The 15,242-nt window shown below is 71.3% G+C and carries 18 protein-coding genes; 7 read left to right on the top strand and 11 right to left on the bottom strand.

Annotated features, from left to right (window positions below; translation table 11 throughout):
• Positions 1-42 precede the first annotated feature (42 nt).
• The 4 genes from AB4K12_RS09265 to AB4K12_RS09250 are packed head-to-tail and all read right to left on the bottom strand — an operon-like array spanning position 43 to position 1,191.
• Positions 43-297 (bottom strand): type II toxin-antitoxin system RelE/ParE family toxin, encoded by a 255-nt coding sequence (locus AB4K12_RS09265; protein WP_368433706.1) that lies wholly within the window; start codon positions 295-297, stop codon positions 43-45.
• On the bottom strand, positions 294-641 hold the full coding sequence (locus AB4K12_RS09260) for a hypothetical protein (protein WP_368433705.1): 348 nt from the start codon (positions 639-641) through the stop codon (positions 294-296). The genes AB4K12_RS09265 and AB4K12_RS09260 overlap by 4 nt, the downstream gene beginning before the upstream one ends.
• Positions 638-862: a DUF6255 family natural product biosynthesis protein gene (locus AB4K12_RS09255; protein WP_368433704.1), complete on the bottom strand. Its 225-nt coding sequence runs from the start codon at positions 860-862 to the stop codon at positions 638-640. Before AB4K12_RS09255 ends, AB4K12_RS09260 begins: the two co-directional genes overlap by 4 nt.
• Positions 862-1,191, bottom strand: a complete 330-nt coding sequence (locus AB4K12_RS09250) for a hypothetical protein (protein ID WP_368433703.1) — start codon at positions 1,189-1,191, stop codon at positions 862-864. The genes AB4K12_RS09255 and AB4K12_RS09250 overlap by 1 nt, the downstream gene beginning before the upstream one ends.
• Before the next feature lie 135 nt (positions 1,192-1,326).
• On the opposite strand from AB4K12_RS09250, the gene AB4K12_RS09245 reads away from it, so the two are divergent.
• The 3 genes from AB4K12_RS09245 to AB4K12_RS09235 are packed head-to-tail and all read left to right on the top strand — an operon-like array spanning position 1,327 to position 2,775.
• On the top strand, positions 1,327-2,154 hold the full coding sequence (locus AB4K12_RS09245) for a Scr1 family TA system antitoxin-like transcriptional regulator (RefSeq protein WP_368433702.1): 828 nt from the start codon (positions 1,327-1,329) through the stop codon (positions 2,152-2,154).
• Entirely contained in the window at positions 2,151-2,363 is a 213-nt protein-coding gene (locus AB4K12_RS09240) for a DUF397 domain-containing protein (protein WP_368433701.1), read from the top strand. The genes AB4K12_RS09245 and AB4K12_RS09240 overlap by 4 nt, the downstream gene beginning before the upstream one ends.
• Positions 2,364-2,385: 22 nt before the next feature.
• Positions 2,386-2,775 carry a VOC family protein gene (locus tag AB4K12_RS09235; protein ID WP_368433700.1) on the top strand — a complete coding sequence of 130 codons (390 nt, stop codon included), beginning with the start codon at positions 2,386-2,388 and terminating at the stop codon, positions 2,773-2,775.
• Between the two features lie 12 nt (positions 2,776-2,787).
• Here the strand turns inward: AB4K12_RS09235 and AB4K12_RS09230 are convergent, their stop codons facing one another.
• The 5 genes from AB4K12_RS09230 to AB4K12_RS09210 all read right to left on the bottom strand — a co-directional run bounded on the left by AB4K12_RS09230 (position 2,788) and on the right by AB4K12_RS09210 (position 7,465).
• Entirely contained in the window at positions 2,788-3,504 is a 717-nt protein-coding gene (locus tag AB4K12_RS09230; protein WP_368433699.1) for an MBL fold metallo-hydrolase, read from the bottom strand.
• A gap of 101 nt (positions 3,505-3,605) precedes the next feature.
• Entirely contained in the window at positions 3,606-4,763 is a 1,158-nt protein-coding gene (locus AB4K12_RS09225) for a sensor histidine kinase (protein WP_368433698.1), read from the bottom strand.
• A gap of 55 nt (positions 4,764-4,818) precedes the next feature.
• Positions 4,819-5,505 carry a response regulator gene (locus AB4K12_RS09220; protein WP_368433697.1) on the bottom strand — a complete coding sequence of 229 codons (687 nt, stop codon included), beginning with the start codon at positions 5,503-5,505 and terminating at the stop codon, positions 4,819-4,821.
• A 115-nt stretch (positions 5,506-5,620) separates the two neighbouring features.
• Positions 5,621-6,337: a hypothetical protein gene (locus AB4K12_RS09215; RefSeq protein ID WP_368433696.1), complete on the bottom strand. Its 717-nt coding sequence runs from the start codon at positions 6,335-6,337 to the stop codon at positions 5,621-5,623.
• Positions 6,338-6,655: 318 nt separating this feature from the next.
• Positions 6,656-7,465, bottom strand: coding sequence for a serine protease (locus tag AB4K12_RS09210; RefSeq protein ID WP_368433695.1), 810 nt, complete (start codon positions 7,463-7,465; stop codon positions 6,656-6,658).
• Positions 7,466-7,678: 213 nt separating this feature from the next.
• Here AB4K12_RS09210 and AB4K12_RS09205 point away from each other — a divergent pair, with 213 nt between their 5' ends.
• Positions 7,679-8,560 (top strand): hypothetical protein, encoded by an 882-nt coding sequence (locus tag AB4K12_RS09205; RefSeq protein ID WP_368433694.1) that lies wholly within the window; start codon positions 7,679-7,681, stop codon positions 8,558-8,560.
• A 51-nt stretch (positions 8,561-8,611) separates the two neighbouring features.
• On the opposite strand, the gene AB4K12_RS09200 is transcribed toward AB4K12_RS09205, so the two are convergent.
• Both AB4K12_RS09200 and AB4K12_RS09195 read right to left on the bottom strand, forming a co-directional pair.
• The gene (locus tag AB4K12_RS09200; RefSeq protein WP_368433693.1) at positions 8,612-9,664 is read right to left on the bottom strand and encodes a hypothetical protein; all 1,053 of its coding nucleotides are present in this window, start codon (positions 9,662-9,664) and stop codon (positions 8,612-8,614) included.
• A gap of 5 nt (positions 9,665-9,669) precedes the next feature.
• Positions 9,670-11,502 (bottom strand): DUF2334 domain-containing protein, encoded by a 1,833-nt coding sequence (locus AB4K12_RS09195; RefSeq protein ID WP_368433692.1) that lies wholly within the window; start codon positions 11,500-11,502, stop codon positions 9,670-9,672.
• A gap of 529 nt (positions 11,503-12,031) precedes the next feature.
• On the opposite strand from AB4K12_RS09195, the gene AB4K12_RS09190 reads away from it, so the two are divergent.
• From AB4K12_RS09190 to AB4K12_RS09180, 3 genes are read left to right on the top strand one after another with little or no spacing between them, the layout of a single operon-like run.
• Positions 12,032-13,294 carry a glycosyltransferase gene (locus tag AB4K12_RS09190; RefSeq protein WP_368433691.1) on the top strand — a complete coding sequence of 421 codons (1,263 nt, stop codon included), beginning with the start codon at positions 12,032-12,034 and terminating at the stop codon, positions 13,292-13,294.
• Positions 13,295-13,350: 56 nt separating this feature from the next.
• The gene (wecB, locus tag AB4K12_RS09185; RefSeq protein ID WP_362257435.1) at positions 13,351-14,544 is read left to right on the top strand and encodes a non-hydrolyzing UDP-N-acetylglucosamine 2-epimerase; all 1,194 of its coding nucleotides are present in this window, start codon (positions 13,351-13,353) and stop codon (positions 14,542-14,544) included.
• On the top strand, positions 14,541-15,206 hold the full coding sequence (locus AB4K12_RS09180; protein WP_368433690.1) for a calcium-binding protein: 666 nt from the start codon (positions 14,541-14,543) through the stop codon (positions 15,204-15,206). Before wecB ends, AB4K12_RS09180 begins: the two co-directional genes overlap by 4 nt.
• Positions 15,207-15,242: the final 36 nt, after the last annotated feature.

Raw genomic sequence — 15,242 nt, 5'->3', positions numbered from 1 at the left:
GCCGCCCCCGGCACGGCCACGGCCCACAGCGCGGTAGGCGGGTCACGCCAAGGTCTTGCCCACCATGAGCACCTTGATCGCCATGTGCCTGCCGTCGATCTCGTACGTCGCCCGGTAGTCACCGACACGCAGACGTCGCAGCCCACCGTTGCCGAGCTTGCTGCTCGCAGCCGGCTCGGGATCCCCGGCGAGCGCGTTGACCGCCCGGACCAGCGGTCTGACCTTGTCGCCGTCGCGAGCCTTCAGACGGTGCAGGCCGGCGGTCGCCTCTTTCTCCCAGATCACGGTATACGTCACGAGGCATCCGCCAGCATGGCTTCCACCTCGGCCATGGTGTAGGTGGGGCCATCCGCGGCGCGTGCGCGGAGTGATACGGCGAGGTCGGCGAAGTCGATGGCCGCCTCTCTGGCCGCCTCGTCGCGAGCGTTGTCGGCCAGGGCCTGTGTCCACCAGTGATCGAGGAACACGTCGAACGCGGCACCGTCGACCAAGGTGCCCAGCTCCGCGTAGAAGTCGGCTCTATGGTCGAGCCGGAGAGCCGCGCCGATCGCATCGACGGTCCTGGCGGGCTCCGGCCCGCTGTAGCCGCTCTCCTGACGCGCCTGGTCGCAGACAGCCGCCCAATCAGCCGGTTCGGTCACATTCGCACCTCCGTCGTCGTAGCGCCATCATGCCAGCCGGGCACCGCCGCCGATGGGCCTGTCGCGAAGACTCTCTCCCCCGTGGCGACGGCCTGGCCCGGCAGACGCAGCGCCCCGTAGTCCACGAACCGCCGGACCCCGCAGGCGCGGCAGGTGGCGATCCCGTGCGTGACGCCCCACCCGCCCTCGGGGTGGGGGCACGTTCGCGTCCGCGTCGCCATCATTCGTGCGCCGCCCACTGGTGCAGGCCCATCGCCGTGGTCCACTGCGCGGCGCCGTCGCGGTCGCCGACGCGCGATGCCGCGTAGTACGCGGACTTGATGCGCGAGCACTCCTCGCAGCGTTGCCCTTGCCGGGTGGCCCCGGAGGGGCGGAGGTCGTGGGGTTCCGCGTGCCACTCGATGCCGCCGCCGGGTGGGCGCAGCTGGTAGCGGGACCACTGGCGGTCCATGACCTCGCCTACGCGCTTGCGCGCGGCGTCCCAGACGAGTTCGCCGAGGGCGGGGGTGTAGGCGGTGGCTTCGCCCGCGCGTTCGGGGGTATGGGGCATGGGGCAACCTCTGCGGTCGTGTCGCCCGCGGGGAGCGACTTTCACTGTGCGCAACTCGAGAGTTGCGCCCCGCGCATAGGCTCAGGAAGAGGAAAGAGGTTTCCAACAGCACTGGAAACACCGGGGGTTGAACACATGACCGAACCTTCACGCGCCAGCGAGCCCCAGGACGGACCGGCCTATTTCGGCCTCGAGGTCAGGTACGCCCGCGAACACGCGGGTAAAACCCAGAAAGACCTCGCGGAAGCGACGCTGTACCAAGTGCCCTACGTCAGCAAGGTCGAGAACGGCAAGCAGCTCGGCAGCGAGAGCTTCGCGGCGGCGTGCGACCGGTTCTTCCGCACGTCCGGCTACTTCAGCCGCCTACGGGACCGCATCTGCGAGCGCGGCCATCCGGCATGGTTCGTGCCCTACCTGAAGCTGGAACGGGAAGCCGCGACGATCTGCGACTACTCCAACGCGTTCATCATGGGCATTCTGCAGACACCGGAGTACGCGGAGGCCGTCTTCCGCGCCGCGCACCCTCGCGAGACGGCCGAGGACATCAAGCGGCGCGTCGAGGCGCGCCTGCAGCGGCGCCAGGTCATGGAGGCACCCAATCCCCCGCTGCTGTGGGTCATCCTGCACGAGTCGATCCTGCGGACAGTCGTGGGCAGCACCGACGTCATGCGCGGGCAGCTCCGGCATCTCCTGAACGCGGCCGAGTCGCCGCACGTCGTGCTCCAGGTGCTTCCGTTCAGGGCGGGAGCACCGACCTCGCACCTGCCGTTTATCGTGCTGACTCAGCATGACGGGCAGCAGGTTCTCTACGTGGAGAGTCCGCAGATCGGCGGGCAGGTGCACGACTCCGCGACGGACGTCGCTGAGGCGCGGGCGGCATACGACCGGCTTCGCGCCTCGGCATTGTCAGCGGACGACTCACTGGCCCTCATTCGTGAAGTGATGGAGGCGTACGTTCCATGAGAAGCACCCCCGACATATGTCGGGCCGTCTGGACCAAGTCGAGCCACAGTGGTGGGGATGGCGGCAACTGCCTGGAGTTCGCCCCGCACCATCCCACCGGCATCGTCCCGGTCCGTGACAGCAAGGACACCACCCGCCCCCCGCTCATATTCCAGGCGCCGGCCTGGTCCGCCTTCATCGCGTCCGTGAAGCGGACCGCACTCACATAGGCCCCTGCGGCATCATCTATTCATGATCGCCACCATGCAGTGCACCGTCATCGACTGTCCCGACCCGCTCGCCCTGGCGAACTTCTACGCGGCCGTCCTGGGGTGGGAGGTCGAGGCCGACGAGAGCGACCCCTCCTGGGTGTGGCTGAACGCGCCCGGCAAGAGCCAGCGGCTCGCCTTCCAGGGCGTCCAGGGCGAGTACCACCCGCCCCGCTGGCCCGAGCCGGCGCACCCGCAGCAGTTCCACCTGGACTTCGACGTCGACGACGTCGAGCGTGCCCAGCGCGAGGTCGTCGCGCTGGGTGCCACGTTCCTGTACGACAGCGGCGGTAGCCCGTCCGGCTTCCGGGTGTTCTCGGACCCGGCGGGGCACCCCTTCTGCCTCTGCTACGGACAGCAGGGCCAGGACTAGGGCTAGGACCCGCTACAGCCCGGCCGCCACCGCGCGCAGCGCCTCGCCCGCGCCGCCGACGACCGGCGCGCCGTGCCCGAAGCAGGCGACGTCGACGTCCGAGAGCGACGCCTGGCGGCGGAAGGCGGCGATGACGCCCGCCCGGTCGACATTGAAGACGCCCGGCATCAGCTGCTCGACATTGGCGATGGTGTCGCCGGTGAAGAGCACGCCGGAGGCCGGCAGGTGCAGCGCGATGCTGCCTGCGGTGTGCCCGGGGACGTGGACGACGCGGGCCTCCTCGCCCCAGTCGAGGGTGTCGCCCTCCCCCAGCTCACGGTCGACCGGGCAGGGCGCCGGCGGCGGGGCGTCGGTGAGGCCCGCCTGGACGGACTCCCACAGCGGCACCTCCCAGTCCTCCAGTACCGGCGGCGGCTCGGGAGCCTCGCCACGGATCACGGCCGCGTCGGCCGCGCCCGCCAGGACGCGCGCGCCCGTGGCCGCCGCCAGGGCCGCGGCGGAACCGGTGTGATCCAGGTGGGAGTGGGTCAGCACGATGTCCCGGAGCTCCTCGGGGCGCGCGCCCAGGCCGGCGAGGGCGTCGAGGACCGGTTCGGCATGGCCCGGGAGCCCGGCGTCGACCATCGCCCAGCCGTGGGCGCCCGGCAGGCGCAGCACGTAGGCCTGTCCGACGGGGAACTGCAGCATCCATATGTCCGGCGTCACTTCGACGGTCCGCATCGTTGTCATGCCCGTCACGCTAATGATCAAGAAGGCGCCGCCCCAAGCCTTTGCGCCGTGCGCGGATTGAGCCGCCGGCGAACCGGATCCGGGAACTGCCGGGCTCCCGCTCAGCCCCGCCGCTCGCGGTCCACGGGGAACAGCGCCGTCACCTGCCACCCGCCCTCCGGCACGGGTCCGGCGTGCAGCCGGCCGCCCAGTGCCTTGGCCCGTTCGGCGAGGCCGACCAGGCCGAAGCCGCCGCCGCGCGCCTGCTCGGAGAGGCCGGCGGCCCGCTTGCCGTCGTCCGCGATGCGCAGCTCCACCCCGTCGGGGACGCCGCGCACGCCGATGCGTACGGCGGTGGCGTCCGCCGCGTGCTTGCGGATGTTGGTGAGGGACTCGCGGACGACGCGGTGGACGCCCGCCGCGACCTCGCCGGGCAGCCAGCTCTCCATGCCCTTCTCGATGTAGAGGGCGACGGGCGGGCCGGTGCGCGTGAACTCCTCGGTCAGCTCGCGGACCTCGGGCAGCCCGGCGACCGGTTCGGTCTCCGCCTCGCCCTCGCGCAGGATGCCCACCAGGCGGCGCATGGCGCCCAGGGCCTGGCTGGCGGAGGTCTCGATGCGCTCGAGGGTGTCGGCGGCGGCGGGGCCCTCCAGGGCGGTGAAGCGGGCGGCGCGGGCCTGGACGACGATGCCGGTGACATGGTGGGCGACGAGGTCGTGGAGCTCGCGGGCGAGTTCGAGGCGCTCGGCGGTGCGTACGGCCGCCATGTCGCGGACGCGCTGCGCGTCGTGGCCGCGCAGGATCAGGGAGTACGCGCCGACGACGGCGGTCAGGACGACGAAGAGGGCGGTGAAGCCGCCGGGGTTGAGGTCGCGTACGGGCGCGGCGACGGCGGCGATGGCGAGCATGGGGCCCAGGACGCGGGCGACGCGGGCCGGGGAACGGGAGACGATCTCGGTGAGGAGGACGAGCAGGGCGACGTCCTCGCCGACGCCCCAGACGACGGTGGGGTGCTGTCCGGTCATCAGGATGAGCGAGGCGGTCCAGGAGACGGCGACGGCGACGCTCGCGCGGACGGTCAGCGGGATCCAGCTCCAGGGCAGGGCGCACAGGCAGACGGCGACGCCGGAGGCGAGGACGACGGCGTGCGGCTGGCTGGGCTGGCGGGCGAGGGAGAAGCCCTCGAAGCCGACGAGGAAGAGCAGGGCGGCCCCGAGGGCGGCCTTGCCGCAGCCCGCCCGCCGGGGGGAGCGGGCGGTCCGCAGGACCCACGGGTTCACGTGCGGGCCCGGTTCCCGTGCCCCGCGTAAACATTCGCGTGCCGCTCGTGGCCGTTCACGTGCCGCTCGTGGCCAGTCCGCTCTCCCAGGCCCAGGCGGCGATCTCGACGCGGTTGCGGGCGTCGAGCTTGAGCTGCACGTTGGCCAGGTGGGTCTTGACCGTGGACAGGGAGACGAACAGTTCGGAGGCGATCTCGGCGTTGGTGGCGCCGCGCGCCAGGCAGCGGACGACGTCGGCCTCGCGGTCGGTGAGCGGTTCGGCGGGCTGCTTGACGGCGGGCGAGGCGGAGCCGGTGCCGGTGGCGGCCATGTCGCGCAGCAGCCGGACGGTGATGGCGGGCGAGATGAGGGAGTCGCCGACGGCGGCGGCGTGCACGGCCTCGACGAGCATGGCGGGGCTGGCGTCCTTGAGCAGGAAGCCGGAGGCGCCGTTGCGCAGCGCGGTGTGGACGTACTCGTCGAGGTCGAAGGTGGTGACGATGACGATGCGGGGGCGCGGGCCGCGCTCGGGGTGGGCGGCGGAGAGCTCGGAGAGCCGCCGGGTGACCTCGAGGCCGTCCAGCTTGGGCATGCGGATGTCGAGGAGGAGGACGTCGGGCCGGTGGCGCTCGACGGCCTCCAGGGCGGCCTCGCCGTCGACGACGTCGGCGACGACGTCGATGTCGGACTGGCTCTCCAGGATCATCCGGAAGCCGGTGCGGACCATCTCCTGGTCGTCCGCGATGACCACGGTGATCGCCATAACTGTGCCCTCGTTCCTCACACGCCGTATGCCGGGGCGTCTTCCATGTCACCGGGGGCGTCCGCGCGCCGCAACCGCAGGCACTCCGCGGGCGCTCCGGCGGGCGCCCGGCCGGTCAGCCCTCGGTGCGTCCGTTGCGGCGCAGCGCCACGCGCACGCCGTACGCGCCGCCGCCGACGGCCAGCAGGGCCACCCCGCCGGCGAGGGCGGGGGTGACGGCGTCGCCGACGTCGTGGCTGGCCTTGATGACCTGGCCGGCCTCCACGACGCGCTTGACGGGGTTGCCGGAGGTGTCGTGGGGCGGGCGGTGCGCGGCCGGCGCGGTCTGCGGTGTGCCCTGCGGGGAGACGGCGGGCGGGGTGGCGGGGGCCACGACGGCGGCGGTGGCGGGGCCGCCGCTCGTGGCGCCGGTGACGGCCTGGTGGCCGGTGGTCGTGGCGGAGGCCTCGGGGGTGTGGCGCAGGGTGCCGGAGGCGAAGTCGTAGTAGTGCGTCAGGCGGCTGCCGTCGAGCTGGGCGCGCAGGGTGGGGCGGGTGCCCCCGCCGTCGATGATGCGCAGGTGGAGCCGGTCGAGGTCGGCGGAGGGGCGGGCGGCGTCGATGGTGCTCCGGCGCGTGCCGTGGGTGGTGACGGTGACGCTGGTGCCGCCGCTGCCGGTGGTGAGGCTGGCGCGGCTGCCGTCGGGGAGCAGGACCTGGCGCACGGTGGTGGTCCTGGGGCGGGCGTCGTGGTCGGGCTTGTCCACCGCGAACGCACTGGCCGTCGGGTACACCACGGCCGCGACGGCGGCGGTGAGGACGGCGGTGGCGGCGAGGCGGGACTTGACGGACACGGAGAGTGCCTTTCCGTAACGGACGGCTCGGACTGCGGCCGCCGGTCGTTCGGTGGCACTCCCCTTACGTTACGGACGTTTACGCGCCCCACACCTCGACTGTCCGACCATTGTCGTCTCGGCCGAAAGGATGACGGACCCCCCTCCGTGTCATACCGGAGACCGGTCCGGGCCCTGAGGAACCGGTCTCCGGAGACGCCGGGGAGGACACGCCGGGCCCGTACCGGGCTGGGCCGTCCGGGTCAGCGGACGGCCGGGCCCGCCGGTACGGGCCGGTCGTCGGGCCCGGCCGTGAGGGGACTCAGCCGGTGAGGGGACTCAGCCGCCGAGGCTCGCCGCGGCGGACTTGATGGCGGAGGCGAAGGTGCTCACCTCGGTGTAGACGCCGGGGTAGCCGGGCCGGGCGCAGCCGGTGCCCCAGCTGACGATGCCGACCTGGATCCAGGCGCCGGCGTCGTCCTTGCGGAACATGGGTCCGCCGGAGTCGCCCTGGCAGGTGTCGACGCCGCCCTTCTCGAGGAAGCCGGCGCATATCTCCTCGGCGGGGGTGAGGCTGTCGCCGTAGGCGCCCGCGCAGGCCTGGTCGTCGACGTAGGGGACGTCGGCCTTGAGCAGGAGACGTTGCTGGCTGCCTCCTTCGCGGTCGGCGCCCCAGCCGGCGACGGTGAAGGTGCCCTGGTTGTAGGCGGTGGTGTCGGCGGTCTTGAGGGTGGGGAGGCCGATGGGCTTGGCGAGTTTGATCAGCGCCCAGTCCTTCCCGGTGCCGGTGTAGCCGGGGGCCTGCAGGACGCGGGTGGACTTGACCTTGATCGCCTGGGAGGACTGCAGGTCGACGACGCCCGCGGTGGCGGTGATGGAGGTGTTGGCGCCGCTGCCGTTCACGCAGTGGGCGGCGGTGAGGACGATCTGCTGGGTGTAGAGGGCGCCGCCGCAGCCCATGGACAGCCGCACCATCCAGGGGAACTCGCCCTGTGCGGCCGGAACGCCGCCGACCACGCCGGGCCCGGGGCGCGGGTCGGGGTCGCGGTCCTGGGCGGCCTGGGCGGTGCCGGGCTGGAGGCTGAGGGCGGCGAGGGCGACCGCGCCGGCGGCAAGGATTCTCTTGAGCACGATGAGGTGATTGCGCAACGTGCTTCCTTCCGTGGGAGGTTGTGCGCATCGCGTGGTGGGGGTTGTAGAGCTCATGACAACGATGCGCGCTGTGATTATCGAACCGGTTGGCACGCGCACCTAGCGGGGTTTTCGGCCAGTCGGGACGCGCCCGCGGGCCGGGGACCGGGGCGGTCTTGCCGCCCGCCCTACAGTGGAAGGGCAGCGGCAACCGCACGGGGGTGGTCACGCGTGGGCGGCTCGGTCCCGGACGTCGCGATCCAGCACGGATTCCCGCACGTGGACACGGTGCGGGCGGCGATCACCGCGCTCTACAAGCGGCTCTCCTACGACGGCGTGCGCTCCTTCGCGGCCAGCATGCCGCCGGCCGACGTGGCCTTCTCCGACCACGAAGACCCGTATCTGGGCGTGCAGCGCATCGCCGGCGAGATGGTCCGGCACCTGAGGCTGCCGGACGCCCGCATGATCGTCAGCTTCCGCGACATGCGGCACGCGGGCAGCGTCGAACTCGCCGCCGGGCCCGAGTACTTCATCGAGCTCAACTCCCGCTTCAAGACCCACCGCAAGGACATCGGCGCCGCGCTCTCGCACGAGGTCATGCACGTCTACCTGCACCGGCTGGGCCTGGAGTTCCCCGGCACCCGGGACAACGAGATCCTCACCGACACGGCGGCCGCCTACCTGGGCGCGGGATGGCTGCTGCTGGACGCCTACCGCGAGTCGTCGGTGACGACGCAGAAGCTGGGCTATCTGACGCCCGAGGAGTTCGGGTACGTGCTGGCCAAGCGGGCCGAGGCCTTCGGCGAGGACCCCTCACCGTGGTTCACCAGCGCGCAGGCGTACGACGCGTACGCACGGGGGCGCGAGCACGCCCGGCGGGACGGGCGCCGGCCCCCGCTGGCCGCCGCCGGCCGCCTGGGCCGGCACCGCTACGCCCGGGACCGCCGCACGCGGACCGCCTCGGCGGAGGCCGGCTACGCCTTCGAGGGCTCCGACCCGCTGCGGGTCAGCTTCCCCTGCCCCACGTGCCACCAGCGCATCCGGGTGCCGGTGCGCGGGCGGCTGCGGGCGCGCTGCGCGCTGTGCCGCACGGAGCTGGAGTGCGACACCTAAGCGCTCCGCTGGCAGTGCGTTCGCGTTCGTCCGCGCGCCGGTGGGGGCCGGTCAGGACGTGCCCCACCACTTGCGCAGCACCTTCTCGGCGGGCTTGCCGTGCGGCGTGTACGCCAGCCGCTTCGCGGTCTCGCCGCTGTCGGGCCAGTCGTCCCACATCCACCAGCACACTCCCGCCCACCACGGCTTGCCCTCGAAGGCGGCGAGCAGGGCCTCGTAGGCGGCCGCCTGTTCGGCGTCGCCGTCGCGCCTGCTGACGGTCCAGGAGTAGGGGGCGGTGGTGGAGCCGCGCTGGCTGACGTAGCCGGCCTCGGTGAAGAGGATCTTGCGGTGCTGCCGCTCGGAGAACGCGGCGAGCTCCTCCGCGATCGGCTGCCAGGCCCGGCGCAGCCGGGCCGGGTCGCTGGTGGCCTTGTCGGCCAGGGGCCAGTAGGCGTCGACGCCGATGACGTCGAGGTCCTTCCAGAAGGCGACCTTGCGGTACTCGTCGTAGTTGGCGGCGTAGGTCAACGGGCCCTTGTAACGCTCGCGCACGGCCGCGATGGCGTGGCCCCAGCGCTCGCCGTCCTCGGAGGTCCCGGCGAGCTCGGTGCCGACGGAGAACTGCTCGACGCCGGTGGTGCGGGAGAGGTCGGCGTAGTGGGTGATGAAGCGCTCGTACGCGCGGAACCAGGCGTCGCGGTCGCGTGGCCTGATCTCGGCGCGGTCCCCGCCCTTGGTGAGGTCGACGTGCGGCTTGAGCATGACCTTCAGGCCCGCGTCGTGCGCGAGGCCGATGATGTGGCGCAGACTGTCGTCGCCGGCCGTCTCCCCCGTGACGCGCATGGCCGCGTCGGTGACGCGGTCCTGGTACCAGGTGGGGGTGAAGGTCACCCACCGGGCGCCGGTGGCGGCGATCTGCCGGAGATACGTTTCGGCCTGGGGGCTGCCGTAGTCGTCGGTGTTCCACGAGGGCAGCGTCATGCCCCGCATTCCGCTCACCTTCCTGCTGTCGGGCCGGGTGCGGTCGGGGGACGGCCCGGGGTCGTCGCCGTCACCGGAGGAGGAGCATCCGGCGACGAAGAGGGCGGCCGCCGCCGCCAGCACGGCGGCCGCCCTCTTCATCGCGTTCACTGCGCCAGGGCCGTGGGGCCGACGAAGGTGTAGCCGAGGGCCTTGATGCCCTCGATCGTCTGCTTCAGCGGCTCCACCGGGTAGTACGGGTGGTAGAAGAAGCTCGCCACGCCGTCCCGCACGGCCAGGTTGGCCTTGGCCGAGTTGACCAGGTCCGCGGGCAGCCGGGCCGGGTGGTTGTTGTAGGGCTCGGGCTCGTAGTTGCCGATGTTCTCGGGAAGCACGGTCGTACCGTAGACGTCCTTCACCGAGTACGGGAAGAACTGGCCGATGTAGCGGGCGGGGTTCACCGTTCCGCCGCTCAGGGTTCCCGCGAAGTACAGCGAACGCTCAAGCCGCGCCGTGTAGTTCTGTCCGAAGACCTTGTAGTCGGTGGCGGACGCCGCGTAGTGCGGGGTAGTCCACAGCGTGGGCTTGGGCAGGCCCGCCAGCGTGAACCCGTTCAGCGCCGCCGTCACCCGCGTCTGCGCCCAGATCGTGGAGTCCTCGGCCACCGGCCCGTCGTAGATCACGTTGTCGGCGGCGTCGACGTGGGCGCGGAAGAACTCGAAGTCGTCGCCCGTGGCCCCGGTGTAGGGGTTGGCGACCTTGGCGTACTGGTGGGTGTAGCCGTGGTTCATCAGCACCGCGCCGCGCTGGAGCATGTACTTCAGCGCCGAGACGACCTGCGGGGCCTGGGCCAGTGTGACGGTTTCGGCCACACCGTTGTTGTACGCGCCCTTGGGGTCGGTGTAGGTCGGGATGACGTTGATCCCGTAGGGGATCTTCTGCGCGTAGAGGTAGTCGGCGATGGCCCGCAGCTGGGCCGGGTCCGCCTTGGGGCTGACATCCTCGAGCCGGACGAACGCCCGGTGGCGCTCGGTGGTCGCGGGGGCCAGGGAGTCGAAGAGGAGGTCCTCGAAGACGATGACGCGGTCGGACTCGGAGACGTAGGTGAAGGGGATCTCACCGACGTAGGTGAGGTTGCCCGACCGGATCGCCCACGGGCTGGTGGCACCGCTGTTGGCGTCCTTGGCCTGGGCGAGCTCGGTGATGTCCGGGTAGTCCGGGCCGTCGACGACGGCCGGGTGCAGCACGCCGCCGTCGAAGCCGGCGGGGATCTTCCGGGTCAGCGTCTGGTTCTTGTACGTGACCTGGTTGATGTTGCCGACGCTGCCGCCGGTCTCGAAGTACGAGTTGGTGGGATCCCAGCCGTACTTCTTCTTGAAGTTCTCGACGCCGACGGCGTTGGCCATGCCCCAGATGTTGTCGCCGACCCAGTTGACGGGCTTGGTGGTCTTCAGCGCGTCCTGGTAGAAGGCGGCGGGGATGGCGTCCGGGATCGAGCCGCCGTAGTAGGTCGAGCCGACGTAGACGGTGGAGGTGTACTGCTCCACCATGCCCGCGGTGTAGGCGGAGACCGGCTTGGCGGTGACGGTGCCGAAGTGGCCGGCCAGGTTGGCGATCGCCATGGCGTAGAGCTCGCCGAGGTGGCCGTAGGGGCCGGTGGTGTCGTAGAGGACCAGGGCCGAGGTGCCGGGTGCGGCGGCGAGCGTCTGTGCGGCGGTGACCGTGGCCTTCGGGGCGGGTGCCGGGGTGACGGTGAGAGTGCCGGCGCGACGTTTGCGGTCGTTCGCCAGGCGGGCGTTGACCCACGACTTCAGGTCGCTGGTGCTCGCCCCGGACAGCGACGCGGACCCCACCCCCTGGAGCCCGTGCGCCGGGCCGGGCCTGCCGGGGTCCTGGGCTATCGCGGCCTCGGCGCCGGTGGAAAGCGTGAAGCCGCCCAGCAGGGCGGCGACGACGGCGAGGACGACGGAAATCCGGGACGCACCCGTTCTCCCGCGCAAATGTTTCATTGTGTTTCCCCCTGATTGGCGATCTGCCACCGGGCCCTGACCCAAAGGCGTCAGAGCCCGACAGTTGGCTGATTCTTGTGGCCCCCGAGAAGGGTGTCAATAGACAACTACGGTCCCGTCCGGGCAATTACGAACAATCGAATTGGTGCAGACCAGAAATCACACGCGTCACACACCCGTCGTGAACAGGCACAACAATCGACAGGCAGACAGAAGTAAGTGTTCCGTTTCAACAACTCTCACCACAGACCCCTAAACCCCCTCCACGGTCTGATACTTTCCCTGCGCACGCCTCAAGCCGAGGCGGAATCCGGGGGGAACTCATGTACGGAAAACCCGCTCTGGGGACAGTCCTGCCCTTGGCAGGGCTGACGGCTGCCCCAGAAGTTCTGCCGGGCATACCCTTTGCCAGGGGACTGCAGGAAGCGGCCGGAGCAGGTTTTCTGCTCTACTGCGCGATAGCCGCCGCACTTCTTTCGGTGAAATTCTGGTTCGCACTGCGGAACTCCGGCGGCCGTCCATGATCACCGAAGCGATGCTGTGGTCGAGCATCGCCATCATCGTGATGGCCGGCTGCTACAACTCCACTCTCTTCGTCCTGTCGAGACGACGGATACGCCACGCCCGGGGGCCGCGCGCCGAACGTCTCTACGTCTTTCTCCTCGCCTGCCTGAACGAGGAGAAGGTGCTCGCGGAAAGCCTGGCCCGCATCACCTCACTGCCGGCCGGCAACTTCATGGCCCTGGTCATCGACGACGCGTCCGACGACCGTACGGCCGAGATCGCGCGGTTCGCCGCCCATTCCTCGTCGAACAGGGTGCGGCTGCTCCAGCGGCACCTGCCGAACGCCCGCAAGGGCAAGGGCGCCGCCCTCAACGCCGGCATCCGTCACCTCCGCGAATCCGGCCTCCTGCGGGAGCACGACCCCGCCGACGTCATCGTCTGTGTCGTGGACGCCGACGGCCGCCTCGACCCCCACGTGGTGCAGGCGGTCGACCCCTACTTCGACGACCCGCGCACCGGCGCCACCCAGATCGGCGTGCGGATGTACAACCGGCACAAGGGGATGCTCGCCCGGCTCCAGGACATGGAGTTCGTCATCTACGGCGACATCTTCCAGTCCGCCCGGCGCTACTTCGGCAGCGTCGGCATGGGCGGCAACGGCCAGTTCATGCGCCTGTCCGCCCTGGACAGCCTCATGGACGAGAGCGGCAGGGGCCCCTGGAGCGACTCCCTGACGGAGGACCTCGACCTCGGGGTGCGCCTGATCGCCCGCGGCTGGACCAACCACCACTGCACCACCGCCGCCGTCTCCCAGCAGGCCGTCCTCGACGTCAAGCGCCTGGTGCGCCAGCGCTCGCGCTGGTTCCAGGGCCATCTGCAGTCGGCCGGACTGGTCCCGCTGATCCTGCGCGAGGTGCCCACCCGGGCCGCGGTGGACCTGCTCTACCACCTCTCCAGCCCGGTCCTGATCCTGCTCACCTCACTGCTGCCGCTGTCCTTCCTCGTGGCCACCGGCGGCACCGTCGTCGGCTCGGTGCAGGCGGGACACCCGCTGTTCTCACCGATGTGGATCATCGGCCCGTACGTCCTGTCGTTCACCGCGGCGTACGCCTACGGCTGGGTCTACTCCCGGCGCGAGCGAGGGCTCGGGCTCGTGCGGTCGGTTCTGCTCTCGCACGTCTTCGTCTTCTACGGCTACATCTGGTTCGCCGCCGGATGGTGGGGGCTGTGGCGGATGCTCACGGGCAAGCAGACCTGGCTCAAGACCGCGCGCACCTGAGACCCGGCCGCTCCGCCACCTTCACGCAACGGCACGACATTCCCCGAGGGAGACCCATGTCCCCGAACGTCATCACCACGCCCGTACGCGCCATGCTCGTCCTGGGCACCCGCCCCGAGGCCATCAAACTCGCGCCCGTGGCCCGCGCGATGGCCGCCTCTCCGCTCTTCGAACCCATCGTCGTCAGCACCGGCCAGCACCGCGAGATGCTCCAGCAGATGCTGGAACTCCTGCGGGTCCCCGCGAGCGTCGAGCTCGACGTGATGCGCGACCGCCAGGAGCTGTCCAAGCTGACGGCCCGGCTGGTGGACGGGCTCGGCGACGTCGTCCGCGCCGAGCGCCCCGACGTCGTCATCGTCCAGGGCGACACCACCACCGCCCTCACCGGCGCCCTCGCCGCGTTCTACGAGCACATCCCCGTCGCCCACGTCGAGGCCGGGCTGCGCACCGGAGTCCTGGACAACCCCTTCCCCGAGGAGCTCAACCGCCGCCTCATCGGCCGCACGGCACGCTGGCACTTCGCCCCCACCTCGCGCGCCGCCGGGCACCTGAAGGCCGAGGGCGTGCCGGACGCCGAGGTCTTCGTCACCGGCAACACCGTCATCGACAACCTGCTGTGGGTCCTCCAGGAGGGCACCGGCCGCGACCACTTCCGCACCGGTCTGCGGCGCGTCCTGGTCACCCTGCACCGCCGGGAGAACCAGGGCGACAAGATGCGCGCCATGGGCACAGCGCTGCGCCGCCTGGCGGACCGCGGCGACGTGGAGATCGTGCTGCCGCTCCACAAGAGCCCGGCCGTGCGCGAGGCCCTGCTGCCCGAACTGACCGGCCACGCCCACATCCACGTCGTCGAGCCGCTGGACTACGTGGACTTCTCCGCCACCCTCGCCGGCTGCGACCTGGTGATGACCGATTCGGGCGGCATCCAGGAGGAGGCGCCGAGCCTGGGCAAGCCGGCCCTGGTGCTGCGGACGACCACCGAGCGGCCCGAGGCCGTCGAGGCGGGCGCGGCACGGCTGGTGGGCACCGAGCCGCAGGTCATCCTCGACGCGGCCATGCACCTGCTGGACGACGCCGCGGCGTACGAGCGGATGGCGAAGGCCGGCAACCCCTTCGGCGACGGGCACGCCACGGACCGCATCGTGGCGCAGCTCGCCGAGGACTTCGGCGCCGACGCCGACGCGACGCCCGCACCCCGCCCGCTGGTCGTGACCCAGCCCGACGGTCCGGGGTCATACTCGACGGCATGACGAGAGTTCACCGGCTCCTCGCCCTCGCACTGCTCGCGGCCGCCGTGGTGGCGGGACTGGTCTTCGCGGTGAGCGCCATCTGGGAGGACAGCGGGGAGCCGGAGCGCCCGTGGGCCGAGGGATCGGTCCACGGGCCGTGGCGGTCGGTGTTCGACGGGCACGGCGAGAACGTCGGCCGCCATGACGGCCTGGCCCTCTCCCCCAAGCCCGCCACGCGGGCGGAGGAGACCCACGCCGGCCTGATCGTCTCCACCCGGCAGTACGGGGACGTGGACTTCCACGCCCGGATGCGCACGATCGCCCAGCTGCGCACCCCCAAGCCCAATCCCTGGGAGGTGCCGTGGCTGGTGTGGGCGTACACCGACCCGGAGCACTTCTACTACATCACCCTCAAGCCGAACGGCTGGGAGCTGGGCAAGCGCGATCCCGCCTATCCCGGTGGCCAGCGGTTCCTGGCGACCGGGGCCCAGCACTTCCCGCTCGGCAAGTCGTCGGACGTCCGGGTCGTCCAGTGGGGCGCCAAAGTGGAGGTGAGCGTCGACGGCCGGGGGCTGGTGGCCTACGAGGACCGGGAGCGCCCGTACCTCAAGGGGAACGTGGGGGTGTACTCGGAGGACGCGCGGGTGGTGTTCAGCGACGTCTCGGCCCGTCCGCTGGAGTGACGGGCGGAGTGACGGACGGCCGGAGTGGCGGGCGGC

It is taken from the genome of Streptomyces sp. C36 (assembly GCF_040932295.1).
Taxonomy (GTDB): Bacteria; Actinomycetota; Actinomycetes; order Streptomycetales; family Streptomycetaceae; genus Streptomyces; species Streptomyces triculaminicus.
Note: the sequence above shows the minus strand (reverse complement) of the source record. Positions and strands in the feature narration are given on the sequence as shown.